Consider the following 15,926-nt stretch of genomic DNA (forward strand, 5'->3'; position numbering starts at 1 on the left):
ATACATGTCTTCTTTCGCAAAAAAAGTCCGGCCTTGAGCCGGACTTTTTTGTTGCTTCAAGGCGCTGATTTGAGTGCTTAGTCCGCGAGGTCGATATCAGAATAACCTTAAGAATATCTTAAGTTTACAGGGGAAATATCAACTGTTTTCTTTACTTGTGATTAACACATAAGAAGATTCCCGCCTGCTATCAAGCTTGTGGAGGTAACTATGAAACCGTATTTGCTGTTTGCATCAAGTGCAGCCATCGCGGCTGCGCTTCTCTCCCCGGCGCGTATGGCAGCGGAAGACGAAGACCACTTCCACAGCGAACATGGCATCAAGCATGTTCTTCTGCTCAGCATCGACGGAATGCATGCCGTCGATTTCCTCAACTGTTCCAATGGAGTCGAAGGCGTAAACAACGGTTCGCCTTACTGCCCAAATCTCGCAGCGCTCGGGCACAACGCTGTTAACTACACGGCGGCATCCACCTCTAAACCATCAGACTCGTTTCCCGGACTGATGAGCATCGTCACCGGCGCAACCCCAAAAACCATGGGCATCTACTACGACGTGGCTTATGACCGTTCGCTCGATGCTCCGGCAAAGACAACCGGCAACGGCGTTGCTGCTGGACCCTGCACTCCCTTCACCACACCAACCGGCACTACCACTGAATACGAAGAAGGCATCGACATCGATCAGACTAAGCTCAACGGGGGCGCTCCCGGAGCCGGCCTGGCTGACGGCGGCATCGCTTCCATCGATCCCAAGCGTCTCCCGCGCGATCCTGCTGCAGGATGCGCTCCTGTCTATCCGTGGAATTTCGTCCGCACGAACACGATCTTCGGCGTCATCCACGCGGCCGGCGGCTACACGGCATGGTCAGACAAGCATCCGTCCTACTCTGCCGTTGCAGGGCCCGGCGGAACCCTCGACGATTACTATGCTCCTGAGATCAACTCCAACGTTGTCGCTTTGCCTGGCATCACTACGTCGGAGGGAACCTCCTGCACTGCTGTCCGCGATCCCGGCTCTGATCTGACTGCGTGGACCAACAGCTTCGACAACATCCAGTGCTACGACCAGCTGAAAGTAAACGCCATTCTCAATGAAATTTACGGCAAAACGCATAATGGCGCTCCCGCCAGAGTTCCAGCCATCTTCGGCATGAACTTTCAGGCCGTCAGCGTCGGACAGAAGCTTATTGAGCCCAGCGTCGGTAATGGCGGCTACGTAAATGCGAAAGGCGTTCCCACTCCCCAACTCCTCAAGGAAATCGAATACGTCGACGCGGCCATCGGTGACATGGTTAACGCCCTGAAAGAAACGGGCAGGCTCGAAAACACTCTGATCGTCATCACGGCCAAGCACGGCCAGTCACCCATTGACCCCAACCTCTACCAGGCACATCCCGGTAAGACAGGTAACGGCACATCGCCGGCAACACTCCTTGCCAATCTTCTTCCCACATCCGAATCACCAGCAGGCGGCGGCATTGGGCCGACAGAAGACGACATCTCGCTCCTCTGGCTCAAGCCGGGAAGCAATGTAGAAAGCGCAGTGGAAACGCTGGAGCAGAATGCCGCAGGTATTGGACTGGGTCAGCTCTTCTATGGCCCCAGCGTATCGCTTAACTACAACACGCCGGGACTTGGGCCTGGCCTCGACCCACGCACGCCGGATATCATCGTTACGCCAAACGTGGGCGTCACTTATACGGGCAGCGCCGCGAAGCTCGAAGAGCATGGCGGTTTCTCGCATGACGACACCAACGTGATGCTGCTCGTATCGAACCCTTCAATCAGGCACAAAACGGTATCGACATTCACAACAACCTCACAGGTAGCCCCCACCATTCTCAATGCGCTGGGCCTGGATTCCCGGGCATTGCAGGCAGTGAGGCTGGAAGGCACAACTGCACTGCCGGACCTTACCTTAGACAGGGACAAGTAAACAACCATCTCACCAGAACAGGAAGAGGCGGAAGTCAATTCGACTCCCGCCTCTTTTTCTTTTGAAAGAACAAGAAAGAAAACTTTGCTGCCTGTTATAGATCCTCAGAAGGCACGAGCTGAAGTACGGCGCCGAAGGCGCGTGTGCCTGAACGGCAAGTTCAGCCGACAAAATCTACTTTTACTGGATGCGGAATCACTCCGCGCTCATGTCCGAGCGTGAGCAGCTTGCGTATTGCTTCGCGTCCATCCTCGCCATAGTTCAACGTGCGATCGTTGACGTACATGCCGACAAACTTGTCAGCAAGGTTTGTATCGAGGTCGCGCGCAAACTGCATGGCATAGGAGAGCGCTTCTTCTCGGTGATCGAGTCCGTGCTGAATGCTGTCGCGCAGGGCCTGCGTGACCTTAAGCATCACATCAGGACCCAGCGAGCGGCGGATAGCGTTGCCTCCAAGCGGCAGAGGCAGCTTCGTTTCTTCACGCCACCACTGTCCCAGATCGATGACCTTGTGCAGGCCGCTGTGCGCATAGGTGAGCTGGCCTTCGTGGATGATGAGCCCGGCCTGGTAGTTTCCGGCAAGCACTTCTGGAATGATCTTGTCGAAAGGAACGACCGCCGTTTCAATTTCCGGCGCAAAGAGTTTCAACGCAAGATATGCAGTGGTCAGCGTCCCCGGAACAGCGACTTTGATCTTCTTGATTTCGCTCAGAGAAAAACGCTGGCTGGCCACGATCATCGGCCCATATCCCTCGCCGACAGATCCGCCGCAGGCCATCAGAGCATAGTTGTCCTGAAGATACGGATAGGCGTGGAAGGAAATGGCCGTCACATCATAGAAAGCCTCATGCATGGCCTTCTGGTTCAGCGTTTCAATATCGCAGAGCGTGTGCGTGAACTTGTACCCATTCACGCGGATTTTGTTCGTCGCCAGCCCATAAAACATGAACGCGTCATCGGAATCGGGGCTGTGCGCGATGGTGATCTCGCGCAGCTGTGATGAAGTTGTATGCGGCTCGGCAGACTCGGTTTTGGAAGCGGATGCGGTCACTGCGGAATAATTCCTTTCTGCAACTCAACTATCTGTATAAACACACACTGGTTCCCCGTATTCGCTTGCCGGTGGAAAAGAGGGAGGGAATCAGCGGACAACCGTCTTTTCTATTTTACGCGTGCCCGCAGCCATCCGGCGGTGATTCCTGCGGCAAGGCAAACCTTCAGCGCATCGCCGGGAAGAAACGGAATCACGGCAAGCGAAACCGCGTGTGCCATCGACTGGTGCGTCACCGTTGCCAGCCATGCTGTTCCCGCGGTCAGAATCAGAGCATTGCCGGATGCGGCAGCCACGATCGCCGTCCAGAAGCCGCGCACCGGCAGGCTGCGAAACACGAAGCTTACCAGCGCTGCAACAAACGGATACGACATCAGATATCCGCCCGTCGGACTCATCAATTGAGCAATTCCGCCCAACCCCTGAGGTGTAAATACCGGCAATCCGGCTGCGCCTTCGAGCAGATAGAGCACCAATGCCGCGAAAGCCGCTGTCGGCTCTATCAACAGGCCCAACAGCAGAACAGCAAAGGGCTGCAGCGTCATGGGGACAGGTGTGAAGAAGAGCGGCACCGAGATATGCGCGCAGATGGCCACCAGTGCGCTCCCTGCGACAACAGACGCGCCCCACCGCGCTACTGAATTTGTACGTGTGGTGTTCAGAACTGCCGAACCTGCATTGCTTTGTGCCATAGACGCGTTCTCCTATTCTTGTTCGTGGTCTGGTTCTGACGCCTTGATGGAAAGGTGCCCGCTCTCCTGTTTTCCATTCCGTCGGATGTGGCGTCCAACAGCCACCGCCGTCCAGATGAGCGCGATGATACTCAGAAGGAAAACTGCGAAAAGCACACGCATGGATAAACTAGAGAATAACAAACTTACTCAACCGATTCATGCAGCCATTTGAGGTATGCCAGGCTGCCGCTTTCCACAGGCAACACCAGGAATTCAGGGACTTCATACGAGTGCAGCCTGTGAACTGCTGCTTCCAGCGCCGCAATCTTTTCCGCGCTGCTCTTGATGATCAGCAGTATCTCGGAAGCTTCCTCTACCGCACCCTGCCAGCGATACACGGAATTTACGCCGTCAACAATGTTGACGCATGCAGCGTGCCGCTCTTCGACAAGCGCGCGGGCAATGCGCGCCGCCTCCTCGCGTGAAGAAACAGTGGTCAGAATAACGCGCGCTTGATCCATAAAAGATTGCCAGCCATTAAGATAGCAATGTGCTGTCGGGTTTTGTTGCATCTTAGGAGAGGAGTCTGGAGAATATGGCCACGCAAATTAAGTTTGGAACCTCAGGATGGCGCGCTATCCTTGCCGACGAGTTCACCATCGCAAACATTCGCCGCGCAGTTACCGGCATTGCCAAATATGTTGCTTCACAGCCGGGAGCGAAAACCGTGCTGGTGGGCCGCGATCCGCGTTTTCTAGGGGAAGTTTTTGTTGCTGATGCAGCCAGGGTGCTTGCCGCAAACGGTGTGACGCCGATCGTCATTCCTGAGCCGGCGCCCACACCCGCCATTGCCTATGCTATTCGCATGCGCAAGACCGGGGGCTCGATTAATTTCACCGCATCACACAATCCGCCGGAATACAACGGCATCAAGTATTCCACTCCCGACGGAGCGCCGGCCCTGCCCGAAGCTACCGGCAGGATTGAAGCCGACATTGTAGCGCTGGGTGAAAGCGTCCCCCCACCGCCTGAACCAAAATCAAAGTTTGAAGAAGTCGACGTCAAACCGGATTACCTGAAGCGCATCGCCGAGCTCGTCGATCTCAAAGCCATCAAGAAAGCGAATATTAAGGTTGTTTACGACTCCTTCTGGGGAGCAGGCCGCGGTTACCCATCGCAGCTTCTGGCTGACAACGGAGTTGCCGTCTCTACCGTCCACGACTATCGCGACGTTCTCTTCGGCGGCCATGCGCCAGAGCCAAGCGATGAACTTCTCGGCGACTGCAAGGCCAAAATGAAGGAGACTGGTGCGAACATCGGCATTGCGACCGACGGCGACGCGGACCGCTTCGGCATTGTCGATGGCGACGGCACCTTTATCCAGCCGAATTACGTGATCGCGCTGCTCTTCGATTACCTGGTCGAAACGCGCGGCTGGAAGAACGGCGTCGCGAAGTCTGTTGCCACCACCAACCTCGTCAACGCGCTCGCTGACCATTACAAAGTCCAGCTCTACGAAACCCCCGTGGGCTTCAAATACATTGGTGCGCTTATCGACGAGGACAAGATCGCCATCGGCGGCGAAGAAAGCGCCGGGCTCACCATTCGCGGCCACGTTCCGGAGAAAGATGGCGTCATTGCCGGCCTTCTTGTCTCAGAAATGGTCGCCGTCCGCGGCAAGAGCCTGGGCCAGCAGCTTAAAGAGCTATTTGCCAAGGTTGGTTCCTTTTACCCATTAAGGGAGAACTTCCGCTTGACTCCGGAAGTGAAAGAAAAATTTACTGAAAAGGTGAAGCACGATCCGCATGAGCTGGGCGGCCGTAAAGTCACCCAGATAGTGCGCACCGATGGACTGAAGCTGATCCTCGAAGATGGGTCATGGGTCTGCTATCGTCTGTCGGGAACAGAACCGGTTGTTCGTGTCTACTCGGAAGCGCGAAAAGAAATCGATTGCGCCCCGTTGAGCAAAGCCGCGAAAGACTGGGTGCTTGAATAAGTAGGCGAGGGCTTCGACCCTCGCATCAGACTAGATGGGGCTCAGCCCCGGTTTCAAAACAGTGAACGAAGTCATCCAAAACCCGAACTTCATCCGCGCCGCCGGCTTTGCCTATCGCATGCGGCGGCGCATTGCTACGGCTGCAGCCATTGTGCTGGCCGTTTTTCTGGGATACCACGTCGTCGTCGGACAGAATGGCATCACTGCATACGAGCAGAAGCGACAGGAAGACAGGGATCTTCAGAAGCAGATTCAGTCCCTGCAGGACGAAAACGGACGCATGAAGGAGCATGTCGATCACCTGAAGAACGATCCTGATGCCATCGAGCACGAAGCCCGCGAGCGCCTGCACTACACTCGCCCCGGCGAAGTCATCTACACGCTGAATGACAAGCCAGGAAACAAGCCTTCCACAAATGCAAAATAAATTGATAATCCTTGGCCGCCACAAAAGTGTCATCCTGAGTGGAGCGTAGCGGAATCGAAGGACCCGCGCGAACGTAAGTTCGTGCGAATCGTTGCAAGGCAACGACCGGTTTTGGCCCATCCTGACTGGAACCTATATGAACATCAATCGATCTCGTCTCTTCCTATAGCTTCACCGTCCTTGCATCTAAATATTCATAGCTATGCGTTCTAAGCTACCCATTCTTGTCGTACTTCTCTCCAGCTTTTTGGCTCACGCGCAGCAAGTGCCATCCGTTCAGCAGCAGCACATCCTCGACCTCATCAACCAGGCCCGTTCTGAGCAGGGAGTCCCGCCTCTGGCATGGGACGCCGCCCTCGCCGCCTCAGCCCAGACTCATACTCAGAAGATGATCGATCAGCGTTCACTCAGCCATCAGCTTTCCGGCGAGGCTGATCTGGCCGCACGTACCGGCAAGGCAGGAGCGCATTTTCGATCGATCGCGGAAAACATCGCAATGGCCGGCAGCGTGGATGGTCTTCAAAAGGAATGGATGAAGTCGGATCAGCATCGCGCCAATATTCTCAACCCGGGCCTCAATCACGTCGGTATTGGACTGGTGCAGCAATCCGGCTACTGGTACTCAACTGTGGTTTTTGATAACTCCGTAGCCTCTCTCGGCCCGGAGCAGATTGAACAGCAGGTCAAGGGCCTGCTTCAGCAGCGCAATATCAGCGACTTCCGCCCTCCTGACGCCGCCCGTAAAGACTGTACCGGCGAAGAAGGAGACGCAAGTGGTACCAGCCCTGGCTTTCTCATGCGCTGGGAAGGCCCGAACCTCGACCACCTGCCGGATCCCCTGGAGCAGCGCCTGCAGTCCGGTAAATATAAGGCGGCATCTGTAGGGGCCTGCACGAACGACAGCGCAGGGAACCAGGGGTTTACCACTTATAGAATTGCCGTCCTGCTGTATTAAAAGGAGTTAGCGAATTAGATATCTTCAGATATCTTTTTCCTTCCCAATTGTCATCCTAAAAGAGTAGAGTGTTGCGCCATGGCAATTACTACCCTTGTTATCGGCATTATTCTTCTTGGAATTGGTATCTTCGGCCACCATTTCTTTACCCGCGAAAAGCGCTCGCTGCATCCTGATGAGCATCGTGCACGCAAGTGGGTCGTCACCATTGGTTCTCTCGTTGCTGGATTATGGCTCGTAGCTTTTTCTGCGGCGCATCTCCTGCATAACTATCACGGTAGCTGATTACAGGTAGTTATCTGCTCGATCTTCGGCAGCACTTACTACCCGGGAGTAGGCGTGTGTTCGCGCTGTCCTCCTGGTGTCTCAATATTTAAACTCCACCGGCAGCACGCGGCCCTTCTCGCTGCTCTCGCGCGCCAGTTCAATCGTGCGCGCCGTGCGCCATCCATGTTCTGCCGTGACTGCTAAAGGAGCCTTACCAAGCAAGGCGTCGCGCACGCTTGCATAGTAGCCGCGATAATCGCCGACCTCGGTTTCAATTTTCTCCGGTACCGCATTCGCCAGATACAAAGTACCCCATAGCTCCTCCGGATCATGCCCGAAGCCCGGAGTTTCAAAGGTTGCGCCGTTCTTCAGCGCCTCTTCTTGCGGATCGAGCCCGAACTTCACAAATGTCCCCTTGGTCCCGTTCAGAGTGAAACGTGGTCCCGGACGACAGGCCAGGTTGGTAGCACGCAGATACGCTGTAAATCCGGGATAAAAGAGATTAATGTCGAAGGCATCGTCGGCCCGAGCCCCCTCGCGTTCTGTGCGTACACTGGCGGAGATATGTTCCGGCTTGCCAAACAATGTGAGCACCTGGTCAATCAGGTGTGAGCCGAGATCGAAAAGCGTTCCGCCGCCCGGTCCTCCGTTCTCGCGCCATACCTGCAGCCGGGGCGCAGGACGAAAGCGGTCGAAATGGGATTCAAAGGTCGCGAGCCGCCCCAGCTTCTCGCTCGCGATGATTTTTTGGACTGTCCTGAAATCACCGTCCCAACGGCGATTCTGATAAACCGAAACCAGTCGTTTCTTTTCCTGTGAGAGGGAAATCAGCTTTGCCGCTTCTTCTGAAGTCAGCGTGAAAGGCTTGTCGATCACCACATCGCGATCCGCGCGCAGGCACTGTTCCGCAACCTCAAAATGCGAATAGCTGGGTGTGGCCACAACAATGAGCCGGATGCTCGAATCATCCAGAAGTTCTTCAATCGAGCGATAAAGCTTGATCTTCGGATAAGTCTTCGCAGCCTCATCACCCGTGCGCTGTACAACCGCGGCCAGTTCCAGTCCCGGAGTTGCTTCAATCACCGCTGTATGGAAAATGCGTCCCGCAAGTCCATAGCCAATCACACCCGCACGAATCGTATCGGTCACCGTCTCTAAACCCTCAAAAAGGAAATTTGCAACCATCAACAGTGTGCATCAGGAAAGAGCTGTTCGGCGAGTGCGGAGTTTCAATTGGAGTTACTTCCTGCGCGCAAACTTCAATCCCGACCAGCGCGCATCCACCGCACAAACCTTGTAATCCACAAATCCGCGAGCCAGCGCCAACTCGCGCACATCGTTCTGGTTGAAGTCGATGTGCTGTTTGGCCGCAGCCTTAGGATGAATGATCCAGAACGAAACTCCTTCAGGCAGACGTGCTCGCAGCTGATCGAGAGCAGCATCCAGTTCACGCAGAGAATGCACAATATAGAGGACAAGCTTCGTATCAGCGGCAATCCGCGAACTGATGGAAGCACCTTCCGGCAGCTCGCCGATGATCTCATCTATTCCGTCTTCCGTATCACCGACGAGTGCGATCTTCATATTGGCCACAATGCCTAGTTTCTTTGTGAGGCTCGAGCCGCTCCAACGCTGCATATGTGGAATTAGCTGTACCGGCGTAATCGGCGGCAACGCAATGGCGCGTTTCAGCGCCGGAGCAATCTTCTGCCATGAGGTGAAGACTGCATCAGGAAGCTCGTCACGCAGCTTCGCAACTTTTTCTTCCAAACCGCCGGCAAACACAATGGGAATATGCCGCGTAGACTTGCTGCCACGCAGAACAATTGCTATTTCCCGTCCATGAGAGGGCAAGCGGTCAAGATCAAGCACCACAGCGATAGGATTGAGATCGCGGAAATGCGAGATAAACGCGCTTGAGCCACGCAGAGACGAAGCATCTACTTTATATCCAGCCGCCGCAATCTCCCGCGCCCGCTGTTCCGCAAGCTTCTCATTCCAGCAGATCAGGCGGACAAGCTGCATTGTTGCCGTCATGTTAAGTCCCCTTCCTAATTCCTCCCCAAGCAGCCGCAATTGCAGCTACCGGAGGAAGCGGGTGGGGGAGTAGAACAGCGCCTGCAGCAAAAGATGGCGCCGAAGGCGCATCCGCCTGTGCGGTCAGCACCTAGTCTAGGCGGTATTTCGTCTCAGCCAACCTGTACAACGGCCTCCATACCAGCCGATTGATGGTCACCACCATGAGCGCCATGATAATCGTAGCCAGCAGCAGCACAGGAAAATTTCCCGCATCGCTGGCTGCGCTGATCTGCGCGCCGAGCCCTAGTGTGTGCAGCGTCTTGTCCTTCAGATGAAAGTATTCGGCGATGATCGACGCATTCCACGCGCCACCCGAAGCCGTTACCAGTCCAGTAATGAGAAAGGGAAAGATTCCCGGCAGGATCACAGTCGTCCAGCGCTGCACATTCGTGAAGTGAAAGAGTTGCGCTACCTCGCGCATCTCTGACGGAATCGCCATCGCTCCGGCAATGACGTTGAACAGGATGTACCATTGCGTGCCCAGCATCATCAGCGCGATAGAGCCAATGCCGAGTCCTGCGCCCAGTTTCATCAAACCAATCAGGATGACAGGGAAGAGCGCGGTGGCCGGAAACGATGCAGCAATCTGCGCCAACGGCTGTGCAATTCGTGCCAGCCGGGGATTGAAGCCGATGGCAACGCCGGCAGGAATCGTCCACGCAGCAGCCAGCAGTAGGGAAATGTTCACCCGGAAGAACGTTGTGACCGCGCCTTCGAGCAGCATTCCAAAGTCGGAGCGCGGCACATGTTTCAATAACAGAATTGCCTTGAAAGCTGCAAAACAGACCAGCCCGGCAACCACGATTAGCAGGAGAAGTGTAACTGCGACAGTGCTTTTTCCGCGAGGCTCCAGTTTGTGCGCTGCCATCTTGCGTGCTCTATGCTGTGCAATTGCGTGGTAAATCTGTTCACTCAGTGGCACCAGAGTGCGCTGATGGATGGCGCTCAACATGTTGGATTGACGCAACGCTGTAAGGACCGGTGACTTGACACGCTCAGCTGTCTCAACATTCTCGAACTTGAATTTGTCAGACCAGTCGATGACAGGACGCCAGATCAATTGGTCGGTCAGCACAATGATGGCCACCATCGTCACCAGTCCGTAGATCATGGCCCGTGAGTTGCCGGTTGATGCCGCGGTCTGCAAATACGAGCCAAGACCAGGCAACCGGAAGTTGCGCGTGCCCACAGGGAACATCTCGCAGACCATCAGAAAGAACCATCCGCCGGCAACCGACACCATCGAATTCCAGACGAGTCCAATCGCCGCATAAGGAAGCTCAAGTTGCCACAAACGTTGCCAGTGCGAGAAGCGATTTATGGTGCAAGCCTCCTGCAGTTCGCGCGGAATGCTCTTCAACGATGAGTAAAAGCTGAAGGCCATGTTCCAGACCTGCCCGGTAAAGATCAGCAGGATCGCGCCAAACTCAATTCCCAGCTGACGGCTAGGAATCAGCGACATCATCGCCAGCATTACGCCGGGAAGAAAGCTTAATACCGGGATCGATTGCAGAATGTCGAGTGTTGCGATCATCAGCGCTTCTACGCGCTTGTTGTATGCAGCAATATATCCGTATCCTACGGCGAAGAGCAGGCTCAGCAGATATGCCACACCAATGCGCACAATCGAGTAAAACGCATAGAGCGGCAGCATCGTGGGGGATTGCGAAATCTCCACTTCAGGCACAGCGCCGCTGAGCCAGTAGCGTGCAATCTGTAGTACTGCATAAAAGCCCGCGAGGAGGCCCAGGGCCACAGTCAGATCAAGAAAGAATGGCCAGGATCGCTCAATCACCAGCGAACGCGAAAGTGTGTAGCGTGCTTTCATTCACCCTCGCTTCCATCCACGGTGGCTACTGTTTCTTCGGTCTCCGGAAGAACAAAGCGTCTGCGCGTTGCATCAAAGTCGAACAGCTCGGCATAGCGGCCCCAGTTGATCGCAGTATCGAGTTGCTTCTGCGTTTCCTCTTCGCTGAATTGTTCGTCGAGCATATCGAGGAAAAATTCTTCCGGAACAGTGTGGTCTGTCTTGTTATTGAGTGCGCGTGTGATCTGCCGCAGTAGCAGAACGTGTTCCAGCGCAGCAGCGCGGAAGAGCTCCTTCTGTTTCAGAATTTCGGACTCGGCAAATTCACGTCCTTCAGCGGTGATCGACACATCGCCTTCTTCGAGCTTCAGGAAGCCGAGCAGTTGCGCCGCTTCCACGATCGGCAGCAGATCATCAATCTCGAAGGCAAGTTCATCCGCCAGGCGATAGACATCCGTGCGCCCGGCAAAGTCGATGATGAATTCGAGCAATCCGGCAATGCCGCCCGGACGTGCATGCGGCAACATCTCGTAGCGCATCTCGCGCTGATCGCGTACACGGCGCCCGTCCACATGCAGGCGCGGCACATCCGGCGTCACATCGGGCCGCGTGAGAACGGTATAGATATAGTCCACCAGCCGCGTAAACGCAGGATTCTTCTTGTCGCGCGGTTGGGAAATCCCGACCTTGAAATCCGTGCGCACGTGGCCAGGGTTGCGCCCCAGCACAATAATGCGATCGGCCAGCAGCACGGCCTCTTCAATATTGTGTGTGACGATAAAAATCGCCTCTGTAGGAATGGTCTTCTTCTGCCACAACTCCAGAAGCTCGCTGCGCAGGTTCTCAGCTGTCAGCACGTCGAGCGCGGAGAACGGCTCATCCATAAAGAGCACTTCCGGCTCCACCACCAGCGCGCGCGCAAAGCCGACACGCTGCCGCATGCCTCCCGATAATTCCTTTGGATAAGCAGTCTGGAAACCGTCGAGTCCGACCGTATCCAGAATCTTCAGGCTGCGCTCTCTGCGCTCGTCCGGATCAACACCGCGTGCCTTGAGCGGTGCTTCTACATTTTCAAGGACGGTGAGCCATGGAAAAAGCGCGAAGCTCTGAAAGACAATCGAAACATTAATTTCAACTGAACTAATCGGCTTCTCGTGCCAGAAGACCTGTCCGCCCGAAGGCTTTGACAATCCGGAAAGCATGCGCAGCAGAGTCGATTTTCCTGAGCCTGATGGCCCCAGCAGAGCCACGATCTCTCCCGGTACTATCGAAAGATCGGTAGGGGCAATGACCTGAATGCGGTTCTCGCTCGGCTGAGCGTAAAATTTTTCTACCTGCTGCGCTCGAATAATCGCTTCCGTCATCGCCTAAGGCTCCGTCTACATTGGTAAAACCTCTGAACGGGAATGCGCCAGTTTTATGCTCATTGGAGGAGTCAGGCTCAGTCCTCTCAACGGCCCGTCGGAGCAAACGCGCCCGCTCTCGCGTCATTAAAATCTATGTGGGTAGGATTTCATGGAGATGAAGCATCTCCATGTTCAGCGTATCATCCTATTAGGAGTTTTTCTCAAGTTGAGCTACTATCTGTCCACAACATTTTGCAGCATCTTTTTAGCTGACGCACTACGTGACTGATCAGTCCAATCACTGAATCTAGAAAGAGTCGGAGACGATGCAAGAGAACAGCCAGACGAAACCAAAAATTCTGGTAGCAGATGACGAGCGCGTCATCGCCGATACCCTCGCGATTATTCTCAACCAGAGCGGATTTGAAGCGACCGCTGTCTACAGCGGCGAGAAGGCCGTAGAAGCTGCTCGAACGCTCAAGCCGGACATGCTGATCAGCGACGTCATCATGACGGACCTGAACGGCATCGATGCGGCCATCATGATCCGCAGCATGCTGCCCTCATGCAAAATCCTGCTTTTCTCCGGACAGGCCGCCACCGCCGATCTGCTTGACCGTGCGCGTAGCCAGGGCCATGAGTTTGAGATCCTCGCCAAACCAGTCCATCCTCAGGACCTGCTCGCCAAGCTGCGGAGCTAGATAGAAACTAAAAGTGAAAAGGGAAATAAGTATTTCGTCATAGGAAATCTCCGCGACTTCGCCAGGAAAGTCATAAAGGAGCCATAAAAAATCTCCCACCCCTGAGCATAGCTATGGCACGAGGCATTGAAGGGTAGATAATCCACTCTGACAGGAACTAGCAGGTTAGAATAACCTCAGTAATCAGGGGCCCCGTAGCTCAGGTGGATAGAGCAGCAGTTTCCTAAACTGCGTGTCGGAAGTTCGAATCTTCCCGGGGTCACCATTTCAGATTCTCCTCCCTCTGACTCCTCATAACCGCTGAAAATTGAATAAGTTGAGGGCGTTCCAAAACCTGTCTTAGGATGGTAGGGTAATCCCTTTGGGAATAGTGCTTTCTGTATGCGTTGTTTACCTGCAACGTCGTTTGTTTCCCATAGTATGTGAACGTTCCAAAACAAGTGTTTCAGATATCCGATTGCAGTCTCTAAGTCATAGTCCGCTGCCTCAGCTTGGACCAGTGCTGCCTCTGCTGCTGCAATCTCGCTTTTCACTGGCTCATAGATGCGTGTGAAGTCTTCAGTTGAGAGGATGCCAGCTTTCTCTAGCACCATCTGCTTTTGCTTACCCAGCTTGACCAGTCTCTTCCTCAGCACTTCAACAGTGCGTCCAGAACCAGATATACGAGAACGCCACGCCATTCTGAGCACGCCCTCAACCAACTCCATACGCTCACTGTTAGGTGTCATCTGCTCCAGCAGTTCGCAGAATGCTTTCTCCACCGGCTCATAACGCACGCTCAAGTGTCCCTTTGTGCGATGGCAACGCATGAAGCCATAGCGACCGCCATACTCGCCCTTGCTCTTGCTTGCTGTAACTGGCTTCAGACATGCAGGGCAGAGCACAGTACCACGTAGCGGGAAGTCTTCATTCAGCCTTGAATGCGTCACTTGAGGCAGAGCACGTCCTAGCAACGCTTCCTGAGCCTTGCGAAACAACCGCTCACTGACAATAGGTTCCCAATCGCCTTTCTGACTCACTCCCCAATTAGGCAATTCAAGCTGTCCCGCATATACGGGATTCGTGAGCATCTGCTTCGCAGTCTGCATAGTGAGCAGGTTGCCTCTCTGAGAACGCAGTCCGAGCGTGTGAACTTGAGCCAGCGCATCATGCTGCCTGTACCCAGCGGCGATTAGCTCAAACAGCTTCCTCACCAATGGACCAACATCGGAATCAATAACCAAACTGGAACCACTCTTGCTGCCTGTCTTGTATCCATGCGGAGGAAGCCAGCACCATCTGCCCTCAGCTACACGCGCTTTCATGCCGGACAGACTCCGCTCTGAGCGCATGTCGTTATCCAACTCGCTTACACTCATCAGCACGCGCTCAAGGAAACGTCCCGCTGCCGAGTCATCCACTGGCTGCGATGCTGCGACTAATCGCACCTGCATTTCCTGCAAGCGCAGACGATAGATAACTGCATCTTGCGACCGTCCAAATCGGTCGTATTTGTCGCAGACAACGTGAGTCACATCTCTGTGTTGATCCAGGTAAGCGAACATCGCAAGGAATTGCGGACGCTGCGTTGTCTTGGCGCTCTCACCGCTCTCACGAAACGTATGCGCCACTGTGACACCGTTGCGTTGACACCATTCCTTACAGACGCGCTCTTGAGCAGCCAGCGAAGTATTGTCTTCCTGCTTGGAGCTACTGACACGCACGTACAGGACAGCTTTATTGCTCATGCGCTGGTCCCTCCTCTGCATGGTATGCAGCCCATCTCACACTCTCAGGATTCTCTCTCCACTGCCTATCCAGATGATCGAGCATGTCATTGCAGACTGCCTCTAGCTGCTCACGCATCCGCAACAATTGCTCATCGGACTTGCCCTCCGCTTCACGCCCTAGAATCCGGCGCATTTCCTCTATGCTCATGTGTTCCTGTTCGCTCATTGCTGGCTCTCCATCAGCGCCAAGATGCGCTGTACCTGTACCGCACTCCACTCACCACCACGCGGCGTTTTTACTCCCTGCTCATTCAGGTAGGCTGCAATCTCTCTGAGACTGGCCGCTCCATTGTCTCGCGCCGTCTGTATATCAGGCAGCACATCGGCAGCATATTTGCTGGCCTTTTCCTGCCGAACCTGTAGCGCTGCCTCACGCCCTTTGGCAGCTACTCCAGTGATATCCCATCGCAGACCGCCAAGTTTAGTACCACGCGCCTTTGCAGCCGCAAGAGCAGCCTTTGTACGCGCACTGATGGCCTTTGCTTCGCCCTCTGCAACACTGGCTAGGATATGCACCACCATTTCATTTACTTCTGGCATGTCTACAGCGCGAAACTTCACGCCAGCCTGCATCAGTGTGGCAGTGAACGCTACGTTACGTGCGAGCCGGTCCAGCTTGGCTACTAACAGTGTTGCCTTGCGCTGTCTACAGATGCGAAGCGCTTCTTTCAATTTTGGTCTGTCCGACCGCTTGCCTGACTCAATCTCTACTAGCTCTGCAACCACTTCATGCTTACCACCATTCAAATAGCTCTTGATGGCTTCGCGCTGTGCTTCCAAACCTAAGCCGCTTTTACCTTGCCTCTGCGTCGATACCCTGATGTAGCTCACGAATCGCCCGTTCATTACCCACTCCAGCCCTCTGTTACGTTTTTAACTACGTTCATTGTTTGAAACGTAACAGAGTGTTTCTCAG

Annotated in this window: 15 protein-coding genes, 1 tRNA gene and 1 pseudogene; 7 read left to right on the forward strand and 10 right to left on the reverse strand. The window is 54.7% G+C overall.

Features of this window, described 5'->3' with window-relative positions; translation table 11 throughout:
• The first annotated feature begins 210 nt into the window (after nucleotides 1-210).
• Nucleotides 211-1,938: an alkaline phosphatase family protein gene (locus AC5S16_RS00645; RefSeq protein ID WP_493928070.1), complete on the forward strand. Its 1,728-nt coding sequence runs from the start codon at nucleotides 211-213 to the stop codon at nucleotides 1,936-1,938.
• Nucleotides 1,939-2,098: 160 nt separating this feature from the next.
• Here the strand turns inward: AC5S16_RS00645 and AC5S16_RS00650 are convergent, their stop codons facing one another.
• The 3 genes from AC5S16_RS00650 to cutA form a co-directional block, all read right to left on the reverse strand.
• Complete coding sequence (locus AC5S16_RS00650; protein WP_493928633.1) at nucleotides 2,099-2,932, reverse strand: menaquinone biosynthesis family protein; 834 nt, start codon at nucleotides 2,930-2,932, stop codon at nucleotides 2,099-2,101.
• A 167-nt stretch (nucleotides 2,933-3,099) separates the two neighbouring features.
• A complete protein-coding gene (locus AC5S16_RS00655) occupies nucleotides 3,100-3,681 on the reverse strand; it encodes a biotin transporter BioY (protein ID WP_493928071.1) in 582 nt (193 codons plus the stop codon).
• A 185-nt stretch (nucleotides 3,682-3,866) separates the two neighbouring features.
• On the reverse strand, nucleotides 3,867-4,184 hold the full coding sequence (gene cutA / locus AC5S16_RS00660) for a divalent-cation tolerance protein CutA (protein WP_493928072.1): 318 nt from the start codon (nucleotides 4,182-4,184) through the stop codon (nucleotides 3,867-3,869).
• Between the two features lie 74 nt (nucleotides 4,185-4,258).
• Here cutA and AC5S16_RS00665 point away from each other — a divergent pair, with 74 nt between their 5' ends.
• The 4 genes from AC5S16_RS00665 (at nucleotide 4,259) to AC5S16_RS00680 (ending at nucleotide 7,326) form a co-directional block, all read left to right on the forward strand.
• Nucleotides 4,259-5,659 carry a phosphoglucomutase/phosphomannomutase family protein gene (locus tag AC5S16_RS00665; RefSeq protein ID WP_493928073.1) on the forward strand — a complete coding sequence of 467 codons (1,401 nt, stop codon included), beginning with the start codon at nucleotides 4,259-4,261 and terminating at the stop codon, nucleotides 5,657-5,659.
• A 34-nt stretch (nucleotides 5,660-5,693) separates the two neighbouring features.
• A complete protein-coding gene (locus AC5S16_RS00670) occupies nucleotides 5,694-6,086 on the forward strand; it encodes an FtsB family cell division protein (RefSeq protein ID WP_493928074.1) in 393 nt (130 codons plus the stop codon).
• Between the two features lie 265 nt (nucleotides 6,087-6,351).
• Nucleotides 6,352-7,041, forward strand: coding sequence for a CAP domain-containing protein (locus AC5S16_RS00675; RefSeq protein WP_493928075.1), 690 nt, complete (start codon nucleotides 6,352-6,354; stop codon nucleotides 7,039-7,041).
• A gap of 78 nt (nucleotides 7,042-7,119) precedes the next feature.
• The gene (locus AC5S16_RS00680) at nucleotides 7,120-7,326 is read left to right on the forward strand and encodes a hypothetical protein (protein WP_493928076.1); all 207 of its coding nucleotides are present in this window, start codon (nucleotides 7,120-7,122) and stop codon (nucleotides 7,324-7,326) included.
• Nucleotides 7,327-7,407: 81 nt separating this feature from the next.
• Here the strand turns inward: AC5S16_RS00680 and AC5S16_RS00685 are convergent, their stop codons facing one another.
• The 4 genes from AC5S16_RS00685 to AC5S16_RS00700 form a co-directional block, all read right to left on the reverse strand.
• Entirely contained in the window at nucleotides 7,408-8,457 is a 1,050-nt protein-coding gene (locus AC5S16_RS00685; RefSeq protein WP_493928077.1) for a Gfo/Idh/MocA family oxidoreductase, read from the reverse strand.
• Nucleotides 8,458-8,547: 90 nt separating this feature from the next.
• Entirely contained in the window at nucleotides 8,548-9,345 is a 798-nt protein-coding gene (locus AC5S16_RS00690) for a hypothetical protein (protein ID WP_493928078.1), read from the reverse strand.
• Between the two features lie 130 nt (nucleotides 9,346-9,475).
• Nucleotides 9,476-11,215 (reverse strand): ABC transporter permease, encoded by a 1,740-nt coding sequence (locus AC5S16_RS00695; protein ID WP_493928079.1) that lies wholly within the window; start codon nucleotides 11,213-11,215, stop codon nucleotides 9,476-9,478.
• A complete protein-coding gene (locus tag AC5S16_RS00700; protein ID WP_493928080.1) occupies nucleotides 11,212-12,558 on the reverse strand; it encodes an ABC transporter ATP-binding protein in 1,347 nt (448 codons plus the stop codon). Before AC5S16_RS00700 ends, AC5S16_RS00695 begins: the two co-directional genes overlap by 4 nt.
• A 308-nt stretch (nucleotides 12,559-12,866) precedes the next feature.
• Between AC5S16_RS00700 and AC5S16_RS00705 the strand changes: the two genes are divergently transcribed.
• Both AC5S16_RS00705 and AC5S16_RS00710 read left to right on the forward strand, forming a co-directional pair.
• Nucleotides 12,867-13,241 (forward strand): response regulator, encoded by a 375-nt coding sequence (locus AC5S16_RS00705; protein WP_493928081.1) that lies wholly within the window; start codon nucleotides 12,867-12,869, stop codon nucleotides 13,239-13,241.
• Nucleotides 13,242-13,429: 188 nt separating this feature from the next.
• Nucleotides 13,430-13,506: transfer RNA gene (locus tag AC5S16_RS00710), tRNA-Arg, on the forward strand.
• Nucleotides 13,507-14,197: 691 nt separating this feature from the next.
• Here the strand turns inward: AC5S16_RS00710 and AC5S16_RS00715 are convergent.
• The 3 genes and pseudogenes from AC5S16_RS00715 to AC5S16_RS00725 form a co-directional block, all read right to left on the reverse strand.
• Nucleotides 14,198-14,989 (reverse strand): annotated as a pseudogene (locus tag AC5S16_RS00715) (recombinase family protein); the annotation flags it as partial.
• A complete protein-coding gene (locus tag AC5S16_RS00720; protein ID WP_493928082.1) occupies nucleotides 14,958-15,176 on the reverse strand; it encodes a hypothetical protein in 219 nt (72 codons plus the stop codon). The gene AC5S16_RS00720 and the pseudogene AC5S16_RS00715, both read right to left, overlap by 32 nt.
• Nucleotides 15,173-15,856, reverse strand: a complete 684-nt coding sequence (locus tag AC5S16_RS00725) for a recombinase family protein (protein WP_493928083.1) — start codon at nucleotides 15,854-15,856, stop codon at nucleotides 15,173-15,175. The genes AC5S16_RS00720 and AC5S16_RS00725 overlap by 4 nt, the downstream gene beginning before the upstream one ends.
• Nucleotides 15,857-15,926: the final 70 nt, after the last annotated feature.

It is taken from the genome of Acidobacterium sp. FHG110202_01, assembly GCF_059115305.1.